We start from the raw sequence: 12,372 nt of genomic DNA on the forward strand, positions 1-12,372 counted from the left end.
GGCATGGAACTGCAGATCACTGCCACATCGCCGGACCACCCGGCGGACCTGCTCGACCTGCCCTGGCAGACCCCGCTGGAGGACTGGCCGGATGAGCATCTGGTCGCCCTGCCTCGAGGCATCTCGCGGCACGTCGTCCGGTTCGTGCGCGCCGGCGGCGAGGTGTTCGCCGTCAAGGAGGTCGGCGAGTTCTCGGCCCTGCGGGAGTACGAACTGCTGCGGGACCTCGACCGGCTCGGGGTGCCGGCCGTCGACCCGGTGGCGATCGTCACCGGACGCAGCGACCCGGCGGGCGAGGAGCTCACGCCGGTGCTGGTCACGCGGCTGCTGAACGGATCGATGCCGTACCGGGCGATGTTCGAGACGACGATGCGGCCCAGCACGATCAAGAGGCTGCTGGACGCCCTGGCGGTGCTGCTGGTGCGGCTGCATCTGGCGGGGTTCGCCTGGGGGGACTGCTCGCTGTCCAACACCCTGTTCCGGCGCGACGCCGGCGCCTTCGCCGCCTATCTGGTGGACGCCGAGACGGGCCAGATCCAGCCCCGGCTCACGGACGGCCAGCGGGACTACGACCTGGAGGTCGCCCGGCTGAACATAGCGGGCGAGCTGATGGACCTGGAGGCCGGCGGCTCGCTGCACCCGTCGATAGATGCGATCCAGAGCGGCCAGGAGATCGTCGACCGCTACTCGCAGCTCTGGTACGAGCTGACCCGCCCCTCGGTCTACCCGAAGGAGAAGCGGCACTACATAGAACGCCGCATCCGGCGGCTCAACGACATGGGCTTCGACGTCGCCGAGATGCAGATCCAGCGCTCCGAGGACCACGGCGACGGCGACACGGTCACCTTTGTGCCGAAGGTCGTCGACGCCGGTCACCACCAGCGCCAGCTGCTGCGCCTGACCGGCCTGGACGCCGAGGAGAACCAGGCCCGCAGCCTCCTCAACGACCTGGAGACCTGGATGGCCACCCAGGAGGACTACGCCCCCGGCGACAAGCTGGGCGCCCGCCCCGAGGTCCTGGCCCACCGCTGGGTCCGCGACGTGTTCCGCCCCGCGGTCCGCGCGATACCCCTCCGGCTGCGCGGCGACGCGGAGCCGGCACAGCTCTACCACGAGCTGCTGGAGCACCGCTGGCAGCTGTCGGAGAAGGCGGGCGAGGACGTCGGCATGCCGGCGACGGCGGAGGACTACGTACGGACGGTGCTCACGACGGCGTGAGCGGCGGCGGCGCCGCGTCGCCGTCCGGGTGCTCCGCGATGAAGCGCCGGAGTTCGGCGGCCAGTGCCGCCGGATTGTCCAGCGGGATCAGCGTCCGGGCGTCCGGGATCTCCACGTACCGGCCCCGGGGCAGCAGCTCCGCGAGCCGGCGGCCCGTCGCGGCCGGCATCATCCGGTCCTCGGCGCCCCACACGACGAGCGCGGGGCGGTCGAACGAACGGAGGCGTTCACCGGCCTCGACGTACAGGCCGCGCTCGGTGGCCCGGCAGAAGGCGTAGAAGTCGCGCCGGACGGCGGCACTGCTCAGCAGCGGCCCGTACCAGCGGCGGACCAGCTCCGCCGGGATCGGACGCTTCGCCATCCCGCCCAGCGCCGTCGGCATCCGCCACAGCGCCGGCACCCGGAACGCCTGAAGGAGGAGGAAGAGACCACCGGGCACCTTGCTCGCCCAGTACAGGGACTTGCCCTGGACGCCCGGCGGGTAGTTCGTCAGCGCCTCGCAGGAGGTGAGGACCAGCCGCCCGATCCGCTCGTCGCCGTCCGCGGCCAGCAGCTGCGCCGTGCCCGCGTCGTTCTGCACCAGGGTGACCCCGCGCAGATCCAGCAGCTCCAGGAACTCGCCCAGCAGCCGGGCGACCCCGCGCGGCGACAGATCGGCGCCCGCCCGCATCGGGCGCCGGTGACTGCCCAGCGGCAGGACGGGCACCAGCACCCGGTACTCGTCGCGCAGGGCCTCGGTCACCGCGTCCCACACGGACTCGTCGAACCCCAGCCCGTGCACCAGCACGACGGGCTCCCCGGGCCCGCCGGTGTCGACGTAGTCGATCACGCCCGCGCTCAGCTCCAGTTCCGGCATCCGAGACCCCCAACTAGATAGATCGCTCTACTCGGTTACCGTGCACAATAGCGACCGTGAAGACCAGAGGCGACACCAGACAGCGCATCATCACGGCGGCGACGGAGCTGTTCCGCCGGCAGGGCTACACCGCCACGGGCATGAAGCAGATCGTCGCCACGGCCCAGACGCCGTTCGGCTCCATCTACCACTTCTTCCCGGGCGGCAAGGTCCAGATGGGGGAGGAGGTCGTCCGCACCTCGGGCGCCGCGTATCTCGACCTGATAGCCGCCCTGTTCACCGACCCGACCGACCCGGCCACGGCAACGGAGGAAGCGTTCCGGGGCGCGGCCCGGACCCTGCACGACCTCGACTACGCCGACCCCTGCCCCGTCGCCACGATCGCCCTGGAGACGTCCGGCACCAGCGAGCGACTCCGCCACGCCACGGCGGAGGTCTTCACCTCCTGGACGGACGCCCTCACCGCCTACTACACGTCCGCAGGCCTCCCTGCCCCCGCCGCCAACGCGACGGCGACATCCGTACTGGCGCTGCTGGAAGGCGCGTTCATGCTCGGCCGCGCGTCCCGCAGCACGGCCCCCGTCCTGGCGACGGCCCCCGCCGCGGCGGCGATCGTCCGGGCGGCGTCAGCGTCGTAGCCGTAAGGGCGCCCGCCTCTGCCGATCAGCGCTACGGGCCGGCCCCGGGCTATGCCGAAGGTCCCCGGCCGGGATCGTGCCGGCGGCGGACGAAAGGGCGGACTCCCCCTCGAAGACTGGACGTACAGAGCGTCAACCGGCCAGCACCCGAGGAGCCGCCCATGCGGATCATCCGGTCCCTCCCCGCCAACGCCGCAGTCGGAGCCGTCACCGGCTACCTGTCCCTCCTCTTCGCCCTCGGCGGCGACGCCAAAGGCGGCTACTGGAGCTACCTCGCCAGCGTCCCCCTCTGGCCCTGGATGCTCATAGTCGGCGTCATCGCCGCCACCGCCCCCCGATTCCCGGACGCCGTCCTGCGCCCCGTCCTCGCCATGTGCGTCATGGTCTTCGGCTACTACGCCGCCCAGGGCATCGCCCCCACCGGCGTCATCGGCGGCGCCCTCACCCTCGGCCGCGCCGGCGACGTCCCCGGCCTCTGGCTCCAGGCGGCCCTCACCGCCGTACCGCTCTACGCGGCGCTGGTGTACGGCGCCCGCGAGGTCATTCGGCGGAGTCTGCCGGCGCGCTGAGCCCCGCCTCGTGGGCGACGATCGCCGCCTGCACCCGGTTCGCCGCCCCCAGCTTCGCCAGGATCCGCCCCACATGCGCCTTCACGGTCCCCGGCTCGACCCCGAGCCGCCCGGCGATCTCCGCGTTGGACAGCCCCGTACCCACCATGGCCAGCACCTCCCCCTCCCGCGCCGTCAGTTCCCCGATCAGCCGCCGCGCCCGCGCCCCCCGCGGATCACCGGCGGGCGCCGTGTCCCGCAGCCGGTCCAGCACATGCCGCGTGACCTTCGGCGACAGCACCGAGTCCCCGGCCGCCGCCGCCCGTACCCCCTGGATCAGCTCCTCCGGCGCGCAGTCCTTGAGCAGAAACCCCGAGGCGCCCGCCCGCAGCGCCCGGTCCACGTAGTCCTCCTCGCCGAACGTCGTCAGCATCACGACCGCCACCGCGGGCGTGAGCGCCGCGAGTTCCCCGGCGGCCGCGATCCCGTCCGTCCCCGGCATCCGCACGTCGACCAGCGCCACGTCCGGCCGCTCCGCCCGCGCCAGCCGTACGGCCGCCGCCCCGTCACCGGCCTCGGCGACCACCTCGAGATCCTCCGCGTGCCGGAGGATGAGCCGCACCCCGGCCCGGACCAGCGCCTCGTCGTCGGCCAGCAGCACCCGTATGGTCATGGCGCCAGATTAGGCGACCCGACCAGTGGGAACACGCGCGTTACGGCACCCACCCGCCGTGCGTCCGGACGCGGCCCCAGATGCCGGTACCGGTCCAGCACCCCCCGCAGTTCGTCCGTCAGCTCCGCCAGCTCCCGCGGCGTCAGATGCAGCACGGCGTCCGCCCCGTCCTCGTACCGACGCTCCTCGGGCACCGAATCCCGGCGCGACAGCCACCGCCGGTAGCTCTCGTCCGGCTCCGCGAGCCCCTCCGGCTCCGGTACGCCCCACCGCAGCCGCCACGGCCGTGACCGGCCGCCGCCCCGGCGGGGGGCCTCCTCGATCAGCCCGTGCGCGGCGAGCTGCCGCAGATGGAACGAGCACAGGCCCGAGCTGTGGCCCAGCCGCGCGGCGGCCTGCGTGGACGTGAGCGTCCCCACCTCCGCCAGCAGGTCGAGCAGCGCGACCCGTATCGGATGGTCGGGCAGGGTCTTCCGATTCTCTTCGGTCACCCGCCCAACGATGGTACTTTGCAAAGGACTTTGCAAGCCATACGTCGAAGGGCGGCCGTCCCATGACCGAATCCCGCGTACAGGTCCAGGGCCTGCCCGTATCCGAGTACCCCGAGCTTGCGCCCGAGACCGTGCGCGGCACGCCCCGCAGGATCACTGTCGTCGGCGAGGACATCCTGCGCCGCAGGCTGAAGCCGGTCACGGAGTTCGGCACGGCGGAACTCTCGCGGCTCATCGACGACATGTTCGCCGCCAACCACATCGCCTCGGGCGCGGCCATCGCCGCCAACCAGGTCGACGTCGACCTCCAGCTCTTCGTCTGGGACATGACCGACGACTGGGGCGTCCGCCACGTCGGCCACATCGCCAACCCCGTCCTGGACGACCTCCCCGCCGAGGACCGCCGACTGGTCGAGGAGCGCGAGGGCTGTCTGTCCGTCCCCGGCCCGTACCGCCAGGTCGCCCGCCCCGACCACGCCGTCGTGCGCGGCCAGGACAAGGACGGGAACCCGCTGGTCATCGAGGGCCGCGGCTACTTCGCCCGCTGCCTCCAGCACGAGACCGACCATCTCTACGGCCGCCTCTACATCGACCGCCTGACCCGCCGCGAACGAGCCTCCGCCCTGCGCGAGATGGCCGAGCGCCAAGGCGATGTGTTCGCCCGCCGCGAGGAGGCCGTCAGCGCACTGAGGTCGGCACGCTGAAGCGCGCGATCTCCACCAGCCGCCCCCCGCCGAAGCAGTACCGCACCACCGGCAGCCTGCCCACCGCCGCGTCCCGCCCCGGATACGGGTAGAGGCACTCCGCCCCGCGAGGCCGCGCCGGCTCCCGCCCCATGGCCGCGGCCCGGTACGACGGCTCGTCCGGCCCCACCACGGCCTCCACCTCCGCCCGCCCCATCCCCAGCCGAGGCCGCCCGTCCTCCGGTACGACGGGCCGCTCACCCGGCCCCGCCGGCACATACGTCGCCGCTCCCACCAGCCCCACCAGCAGCAACGCCCCCACCGACGCCAGCCCCACGGCGCCCGCCGCCAGCCTCGGCAGCAGCGTCAGCACATCCCGTACGGGCCCGCCCCCGGCCCCCACGACCGCCCCGCGCACCCCGCCCAGCGGTATCCGCGCGGCGACCGCGAACCCCCCGTCCGCCGGCCCGCACTCCAACGAGCCCCCCAGCACCTCCACCCGCTCCCGCAGCTGTACGAGCCCCCGCCCCGTCCCCCCGTCCAACGGCTCCCCGGAGCCCCCGGCGTTGACTATCCGCACCGCCACCGAGGCGGCCCCCGCCTCGACCGCCACGGTGACCGCGGCCCCGGGGGCGTACCGGTGGGCGTTGGTCAGCGCCTCCCGCACCACCCGGTGCAGCGCCCGCCGCACCCGTACCGGCACGCCCGCCAGATCCGGCCCCGACCAGGCGAGCGTCACCCGCTGGGACGCCGCGGCGGAGTCGTCGACCAGCGCCTGCAGATCGGCCCGCGTCCCGGTGGCGTCCGTGGCCCCGTCCCGTACCGGACCGAGCACGCCGAGCACGTCCCGCAGCTCGTCCATGGCCGTCCCGGCGGTACGCCGCAGCTGCCCGGCCTCCTCCTTCAGCTCCGGACTGGCCTTGGCCACCCCCAGCTCCAGCCCGCCCGCGTACAGGGAGATCAGGCTCAGCCGGTGCCCGAGCAGGTCGTGCATCTCGGCGGCGATCCGGGACCGTTCCGCGAGCCGAGCCTCGCCCTCGGCGGCGGCGTTCTGCTCCCGCAGCGCCTGGACGACCTGCTCCTGCTGCCCCACGGTCGTCCCCACCAGCCCCGGCCCGGCGACCGCGATCAGCGCGACCATCAGCCCCGTCCCCGGCGCCCGCCACCCCCCGGCCTCCGCCAGCCACAGCCACTGCCACGCCGCCACCACCGTCAGGGCGCACGCCCCCAGCAGCACCGCCGGCCGCGCGAGCCCCCGCAGCCGCCGCCCCACCTCGTACGCCCCCACCGCCGCCAGCAGCGCCGCGTGAGGCATCGCGCCGGCGACGGTGGCGAGCCCGACCAGCGCGGCCCCCGGCCACGGCCGCCGCAGCAACAGCAGCGCGACGGCGAGCACCCCGAGCTGCACGGCGTGCGGCGGCGCCACGACGGACCCCAGCATCCCGACGGCGACCGCCGTGGCCCCGAGGGTGACCACCCCGAACACACCGTCGGCGAACACACGTACAAGCACGGAGACCTCCGGAGCGTCTCCGCCCGAGGTTACGCCCGGAAGGGCCCCGTGACCTCGTACGTGATACCGCCCGACGAACTCCCGGACGTACCGCGCTGGCTGGAGAAGTACAGCCGCCGCCCGTCGGGCGAGTAGGCGGGCCCGGTGATCTCGGAGGACGACTGCCCACCGATGCGCAGGAAGGGCGTGACGACGTCGTCTACGGGTCGCGGTCGCCCCGCTCGGATCGGGGACGGCGGCCCAGCTGACGGGCCCGGGCGCCCCCGAGCCCGCGACGGCGGCCGGCGAACCCGGACGGCAACCGGATTCCGTTGGCGTCGGCGACCTGCAGCGCCCTGTACGGCCCGGCGCCGGGCTGCGTGGGGGCGGCACCGGCGACACCGCGCCAGAGGGTGCCGCCGAGGGCGGCGTTGGATCCGCCGACCTGACGCCCGGATGGAGACGGGCTTCACACCACACGTCCCCCGCTGCCGCCCGGGCCCGCACCTAGGCTGAGGCGATGCTCGGCGACATAACCCTAGGCGTGACCGTCCTGCTCGGAGCCTCCGTCCAACGCCTGGCGGGCATCGGCTTCGCCCTGGTCGCCGTACCCGCGCTGGTCCTGCTCCTCGGCGCGTCGGACGGCGTGGCCCTGGCGAACCTGGCGTCGGCGTCGATCAGCGTGATCGGCCTCACCCAGTCCGGCGCGTGGGGCGCGATCCGCCTCCGCTCGATGCTCCCGCTCCTCGCGGCGGCGGCGTGCACGGTCCCCCTGGGCGCGTGGGTGGCGGCCCGCCTCCCGGAGCCGGAGCTGCTGGTGGGGATAGGCGTACTGATCACGCTGGCGGTGACGGCGGTGCTGCGGGGCGTGACGTTCCCGTCGCTGAAGGGCAGGGGCGGCGCGATAGCGGCGGGAGCGGCGAGCGGCTTCATGAACTCCTCCGCCGGCGTAGGCGGCCCGGCCCTGACCCTGTACGCGCTGAACGCGGGCTGGACGGTGACGGAGTTCGTCCCGAACGCCCAGCTGTACGGGGTCCTGGTGAACGGCCTCTCGATCACGACGAAGGGCCTCCCGCACCTGACCCCGACGTCCTGGCTGACGGCCACGACAACCCTGGCGCTGGGCACGGCCCTGGGCACGATCCTGGCCCCCCGCATCCCAGAACCCCGAGCCCGCACCCTGGTCCTGACCCTGGCCCTGCTGGGCGGCGCCACAATCCTGACGAAGGGCGCCCTGACCTGGTAAGACCCACACCGGAATACCCGTTCACGATCACCCCCGGGAAGCTGGTAAAGTTCTACCCGTCACCCCAACAGGGACGACACGCCCCCGTAGCTCAGGGGATAGAGCAACGGCCTCCGGAGCCGTGTGCGCAGGTTCGAATCCTGCCGGGGGCACCCGGAATATGGGAACGGACGTGACGGTTATGCCGTGATTGTCCGTCCCGGGTGTCATGATCGGGTACCAGCACTTCGGTGCGGGTGCCCGATTTTTTGTTCCCTGTGTCCACCTCGCGGGTGATGGACACCAGCTCGTCAAGCAGCGACTGCATGATGGTCACCCTCAGGGTGAGCTCTTCACGGGAGCGGTTGTAGCGAACCTCGAGCCCGAAGGCCTCGTACAGCCGGCGCTGCGTTTCCTCGGTCAGCGTGGACAAGTCGGTGCCGATCTGCGGCAGCGCGTCCAGCAGCACCGCGTTGCCGGGCGTCTCGACCCGAGCCGCCGGGGCGGGCTGCAGTCCGGCGAGCCGTTGACCGAGGGCTTGAGCCTGCTTGCCGAGGGCGGCGTGTTCCTGGCGAATCGCGTCACGGAAGGCCCGCTCGGCGTCGGGATCAGCATCGTCCGCGGCAGGATCTCCGCCGATGGCGAGACTCTGGATCAACCGGGACTGCTTCTCCTGAATCCCCGCGATGGCGCGCTCGACTGCAGAGCACTGCTCGGCGTGAGTGTCTGGCCCAAGGTTCCGGGCGGCAACGGACAGCGCGGCGTCCAGGTGCGCGCGCCGGTCCGGGCCGAAGACGCGCACGGAGAAGAAGCGCGTCACATGATCCAGCAGGACCTCTTCCCGGATCCACAGGCTCTTCGGGTGGGCACGGAACCAGGCCTCGTCGCGGTGCTGGCGGCCGTCGGGCTGGCAGGCGTAGTACGAGATCTTGTGCCGATTCTTGCCGAACATCCGCCGCCCGCACAGGTCGCAGTAGACGTAGGAGCGGAGCACGTAGGTGCGCTTGGCCGCAGGATGACGGTTCAGCCCGGCGCCGGACCGTGAACCCTGACGCTTCTTGGGCAGGGCCGCGACCAGGTCGAAGATCTCACGGGTGACAAGGGGCTCGTGCGTGGGCTGGGGCGACCAGATCCACTCCTGTGGTGGGTTGTTCCGGCCGCCCTTCTTGGTGGCACGACGGTTCCAGACCTGGTACCCGGTGTACTTCGGATTCCGGAGAATCTCACGGACGGCGGATCCGGTCCATCGGCCGAGAGCGGCGTGCGCTCGCGTCGGTTCGGGAGGAGGGTAGACGGCCAGTTCCAAGTTGAGCCGGTCGGCGATGCCGTCGTAGCCGAGCCTGTCGAAGGCCCGCAGCTGGAAAATACGTGTGACGGCTGGGGCGCGCGTGTGGTCGGGAACAAGCCGGTGTTTGGTCCGGCCCTCGGCCCGTCGGGCGGGAACAGGGTGCGGCACCTTCTCCGCGAGATACCCGTGCGGCGGCTTGCCCGTGTTCCAGCCCTGATGGGTGTGCTCGACGAACCCGTCCCAGGACAACTCCAGCATCTGCAGCACATACCACTCAGCCACCGCCTGCTTAACCCGCCGGGTCAGCGTGGGTGTCGCCCGCTTGGCACCACGCCCGGTGACGATCGGCTCATCCGCAGCGCACAACGCGACGCCGGCCTGCTCCAGCTCGTACTCGATCTTCGTTCCGAAGTACGTACGCCGGGCCACCCGCTCGATCGACTCGCAAATCACGGCGGCGAACCGGCGGTCAGGGCGCTGCGCCTCCTCCAACAGGTCGGCAACGCTGCCGTCGCGCGGAATGGGGATCGAGAACCGCTCGTGCGCGCGCGATCTACCGCGGGAGTCGAGGTCCTTGCGGCCGGACTCCACGTCGTAGAAGTGCGCGACGATCACCCATCCCGGCGGTAGCGCGGCACGGGCATTACGCAGCTGTCGAGGCAGGGACAGCGTCGGGTCCTGCGCGTCCTCGGTCGATGTCCGCCCGAGCCACGCCACCGGGAGGGTGACCGGCGCCGCCGCGACCGTGGACGTTGTGGGGGGAGACCAGGGACGATCGGGGGCTGCCTGGCCCCACACACTGCCGGGTGGTTCGGGTGATGTCATTGGCGATGCACTCCAATCTCGGCAACCCGATGCCTACGCATCCTGTTGGCAGAAATCCGCACCGGCAGCGCTCCCGCGACGTTCATGCCACTCAAGCAGCACCTCGCGGATTGCAGCGGCCTGGCGCTCCTCCAGGGCCCTGGCATCGACGCCGCCGACCGCGACGTACTCAACAACAACACGCGCGACCGGAGCGGCCAACTGCACTGGATCCATCCGCGTCTCCGTGTCTTCCCCGGTCACTGGCGTGGTCGACGACCATCGACGCTCGCCTTCAACGTCCGCGTCAAGCCCCTTCAAGTCGCTGCCGCCTCTCGCACTCACTTCAGAAACCTCCAAGGCGCACGTCTGACTGCTGACATCAGGGAAGGGAGAAAGAGGCGCAAAGAGCCTGCCGGAACGAACCCCATTGCCTGTCTCCCCGAGCTCGGTTTCGGCTCACTCGGGAGACAGAACCCGGCGTACAGGCCGACTCGTCCGCCAAAACGGCTCTGACCTGGGGTTTTCCCCGGGTTGGGGCCGTTTTGCGGTTGGGAGGAGTGCCCTCGATGACCTGGGGTTTCCCGGAAGTTCCCGCGACGTTGTGCAACGGATGTGCAATGCGATCTTGGACGCGCCTATGGCTGGCGGAAGGCGCGGGGTCTGTGTGGCGTGGAGTGACCCCCAGGGCAGGCCCACGCCTTGGACGCGGTCCCGGCCGGGACGGCGTTTACCGTGCCACCAGTCCTCCTCGCGAAGATCACCGCAGAGGAGCCGGACGCTTATCGGGACCGCTTCGGCGGAGCCGACAACATCTGAGCGGGGTGATCGCTCGGTGAGCTGCTGCTCACAGGTGGCTTGCTCTACTTCTCTGCTGTACCAGCGCAGCGGAACCCGGTGTCGTTGTCGTACATGGCCGCTGACGCGTCGTTGAAGAGTGCCGGAGCGGCACGTGTGAACGGGCTGGTGAACGCCGAGCCCTTCAGCATATGTCGGCCGGGGTTGCTCTCGGTTGCACACCACTCCCAGACATTGCCGCACAGGTCGAACACGCCGTACGGGCTCACCCCGGACTGGTAGCGGGTGACGGACGTGGTGCGCCCCATCGCGGAGTCCAGCACGTTGCACTTCGCGGCTGTAGGTGCGTCGCCCCACGGATAGACGCGGCCCTTCGATCCACGGGCCGCCTTTTCCCACTGTTCACTCGTCGGCAGTGATTTCCTGGCCCACGCGGCGTACGCGGCCGCGTCGTGCCATGTCACCCACACCACCGGATGATCGAAGATGCTGTCCGGGCATCTCCTGTCTGGCCAGTGCTGTGGTGCTGGATGACCGGTTGCCAGTACGAAGCGGGCATAGTCCGCGTTCGTGGTCGGGTACACGTCGATCAGGAAGGTGTCCACCCAGGTCGGCCGGTTGTCCGGTCCGGCTTGGTAGACGCCTTCCTCCACGAGCGCCATGAGCTTCCCGTCGATGGGGCTCTTGACGTACGGGATGTCGCGGCGGAGTAGTTCCTCTGCCCGCGCGTCCTGCGCAGCTGCGGCACGTTCGGTGATCAGTGTTGCGAACCGTTCCTGCGCTGCGCGGTCGGCTGTTGCCAGGATCGTGTCGAGTGCCTCCTGGTTCGCTGCCCGTGGGGTGATGGTCGAGCCGCGCGCCTCCCACTCGACCAGCATGCGAGTGCTGATGCCTACTGCTGCGGCGAAGTCCCGGCCGCTCTTGCGCAGCGCCTTGCGTAAGGCCAAGACCTCTACCCCGGTCCATCGTGTGACGACGCCCGCCATTGTCGGCCGCCCCTTACAGACGCTCGCCCGGGAGGGCGAGGTAGGCGTCGCGGAGTTGCGCGAGCAGCGGGTGGTCGGTGGCCATCGGGATGTCGTCAATAGCGGACAGCGCCCGCACGCCGATGGTGGTGTTGGTTGCGAACGCGGCATGCATGTGCTGCGCATCCGCAAGTGTGACGGGGGCGGTGTGATGTTCTCCGATCTGTTGCAGCAGCGCCATAGTGACGCCTGGCAGGACATCCGCTTTGGGCCACACGATGCCGTCCTCGCCGACAAACGCCACGTTCCAGGTGCCGCCCTCGGAAACCAAGTCGTCCGCCCCGACGAAGAGCGCATCCTCGTAGCCGTCGATTCTCGCAGCCCGGCGGGCATGCAGGGCGCCGAAGAGACCCAGATGCTTCACGGCGGGAACGTCCCGCTCGTAGCGGACAGTCTTCACGCGCAGGGGTGGCATCGGCAGGTTCGCGGCCGGACGAACCGTCACCAGAACGTGCGGATCGGTGGCCTCGTCCGGGCCTGTCGCGTGGTTTGTGTATGCCCGGTATGACCGGTTGGCATCAGAGTGACTGGTGCCGGGAAGGATCATCATGGGCAAGGCACGTGGCTCCCACAACAGTTCGGACATCGTACGCACGGGAGCCGAGTTGATGCAGCAGCAGGAGAAGGACGCGG

At 71.2% G+C, this 12,372-nt stretch carries 13 protein-coding genes, 1 tRNA gene and 3 pseudogenes; 8 read left to right on the top strand and 9 right to left on the bottom strand.

The window, feature by feature from the left end; all coding sequences use genetic code 11:
- Positions 1-3 precede the first annotated feature (3 nt).
- Complete coding sequence (locus SRB5_RS19305; protein WP_153453657.1) at positions 4-1,218, top strand: DUF4032 domain-containing protein; 1,215 nt, start codon at positions 4-6, stop codon at positions 1,216-1,218.
- Here the strand turns inward: SRB5_RS19305 and SRB5_RS19310 are convergent.
- Positions 1,205-2,074 (bottom strand): alpha/beta fold hydrolase, encoded by an 870-nt coding sequence (locus SRB5_RS19310; protein WP_153453659.1) that lies wholly within the window; start codon positions 2,072-2,074, stop codon positions 1,205-1,207. The genes SRB5_RS19305 and SRB5_RS19310 overlap by 14 nt on opposite strands.
- A 56-nt stretch (positions 2,075-2,130) precedes the next feature.
- Between SRB5_RS19310 and SRB5_RS19315 the strand changes: the two genes are divergently transcribed.
- The gene (locus SRB5_RS19315) at positions 2,131-2,712 is read left to right on the top strand and encodes a TetR/AcrR family transcriptional regulator (protein ID WP_323378150.1); all 582 of its coding nucleotides are present in this window, start codon (positions 2,131-2,133) and stop codon (positions 2,710-2,712) included.
- A 161-nt stretch (positions 2,713-2,873) separates the two neighbouring features.
- On the top strand, positions 2,874-3,281 hold the full coding sequence (locus SRB5_RS19320; RefSeq protein WP_153453661.1) for a hypothetical protein: 408 nt from the start codon (positions 2,874-2,876) through the stop codon (positions 3,279-3,281).
- Here the strand turns inward: SRB5_RS19320 and SRB5_RS19325 are convergent.
- Together SRB5_RS19325 and SRB5_RS19330 are read right to left on the bottom strand one after the other, a co-directional pair.
- Entirely contained in the window at positions 3,253-3,933 is a 681-nt protein-coding gene (locus SRB5_RS19325) for a response regulator (protein WP_153453662.1), read from the bottom strand. The genes SRB5_RS19320 and SRB5_RS19325 overlap by 29 nt on opposite strands.
- The gene (locus SRB5_RS19330; protein ID WP_323378151.1) at positions 3,930-4,424 is read right to left on the bottom strand and encodes a winged helix-turn-helix domain-containing protein; all 495 of its coding nucleotides are present in this window, start codon (positions 4,422-4,424) and stop codon (positions 3,930-3,932) included. The genes SRB5_RS19325 and SRB5_RS19330 overlap by 4 nt, the downstream gene beginning before the upstream one ends.
- A gap of 62 nt (positions 4,425-4,486) precedes the next feature.
- Between SRB5_RS19330 and def the strand changes: the two genes are divergently transcribed.
- The gene (gene def / locus SRB5_RS19335; RefSeq protein ID WP_153453666.1) at positions 4,487-5,128 is read left to right on the top strand and encodes a peptide deformylase; all 642 of its coding nucleotides are present in this window, start codon (positions 4,487-4,489) and stop codon (positions 5,126-5,128) included.
- Here def and SRB5_RS37155 read toward each other — a convergent pair.
- Complete coding sequence (locus tag SRB5_RS37155) at positions 5,103-6,620, bottom strand: sensor histidine kinase (protein ID WP_323378152.1); 1,518 nt, start codon at positions 6,618-6,620, stop codon at positions 5,103-5,105. The genes def and SRB5_RS37155 overlap by 26 nt on opposite strands.
- Before the next feature lie 29 nt (positions 6,621-6,649).
- Positions 6,650-6,820: pseudogene (locus SRB5_RS19345) on the bottom strand (translocation protein TolB); the annotation flags it as partial.
- A 299-nt stretch (positions 6,821-7,119) separates the two neighbouring features.
- Here SRB5_RS19345 and SRB5_RS19350 point away from each other — a divergent pair.
- The 3 genes from SRB5_RS19350 (at position 7,120) to SRB5_RS36580 (ending at position 8,869) form a co-directional block, all read left to right on the top strand.
- On the top strand, positions 7,120-7,845 hold the full coding sequence (locus tag SRB5_RS19350) for a TSUP family transporter (RefSeq protein WP_153453668.1): 726 nt from the start codon (positions 7,120-7,122) through the stop codon (positions 7,843-7,845).
- 80 nt (positions 7,846-7,925) lie between these two features.
- Positions 7,926-7,997 (top strand) — tRNA-Arg (locus tag SRB5_RS19355).
- A 56-nt stretch (positions 7,998-8,053) separates the two neighbouring features.
- On the top strand, positions 8,054-8,869 hold the full coding sequence (locus tag SRB5_RS36580; RefSeq protein WP_228390194.1) for a hypothetical protein: 816 nt from the start codon (positions 8,054-8,056) through the stop codon (positions 8,867-8,869).
- Positions 8,870-8,935: 66 nt separating this feature from the next.
- Here SRB5_RS36580 and SRB5_RS36585 read toward each other — a convergent pair.
- A pseudogene (locus SRB5_RS36585) lies at positions 8,936-9,937 on the bottom strand (recombinase family protein); the annotation flags it as partial.
- 33 nt (positions 9,938-9,970) lie between these two features.
- A complete protein-coding gene (locus SRB5_RS19365) occupies positions 9,971-10,153 on the bottom strand; it encodes a hypothetical protein (RefSeq protein WP_153453670.1) in 183 nt (60 codons plus the stop codon).
- Positions 10,154-10,606: 453 nt separating this feature from the next.
- Between SRB5_RS19365 and SRB5_RS36590 the strand changes: the two are divergent.
- Positions 10,607-10,735: pseudogene (locus tag SRB5_RS36590) on the top strand (hypothetical protein); the annotation flags it as partial.
- 44 nt (positions 10,736-10,779) lie between these two features.
- Here SRB5_RS36590 and SRB5_RS19370 read toward each other — a convergent pair.
- Together SRB5_RS19370 and SRB5_RS19375 are read right to left on the bottom strand one after the other, a co-directional pair.
- Positions 10,780-11,700: an SUMF1/EgtB/PvdO family nonheme iron enzyme gene (locus SRB5_RS19370; protein WP_153453672.1), complete on the bottom strand. Its 921-nt coding sequence runs from the start codon at positions 11,698-11,700 to the stop codon at positions 10,780-10,782.
- A 13-nt stretch (positions 11,701-11,713) separates the two neighbouring features.
- The coding region (locus tag SRB5_RS19375) for an aminotransferase class IV (protein WP_194292961.1) at positions 11,714-12,372 on the bottom strand (659 nt) is incomplete at its 5' end.

The organism is Streptomyces smaragdinus, assembly GCF_009604385.1.
In the GTDB taxonomy this organism is placed as follows: Bacteria; Actinomycetota; Actinomycetes; order Streptomycetales; family Streptomycetaceae; genus Streptomyces; species Streptomyces smaragdinus.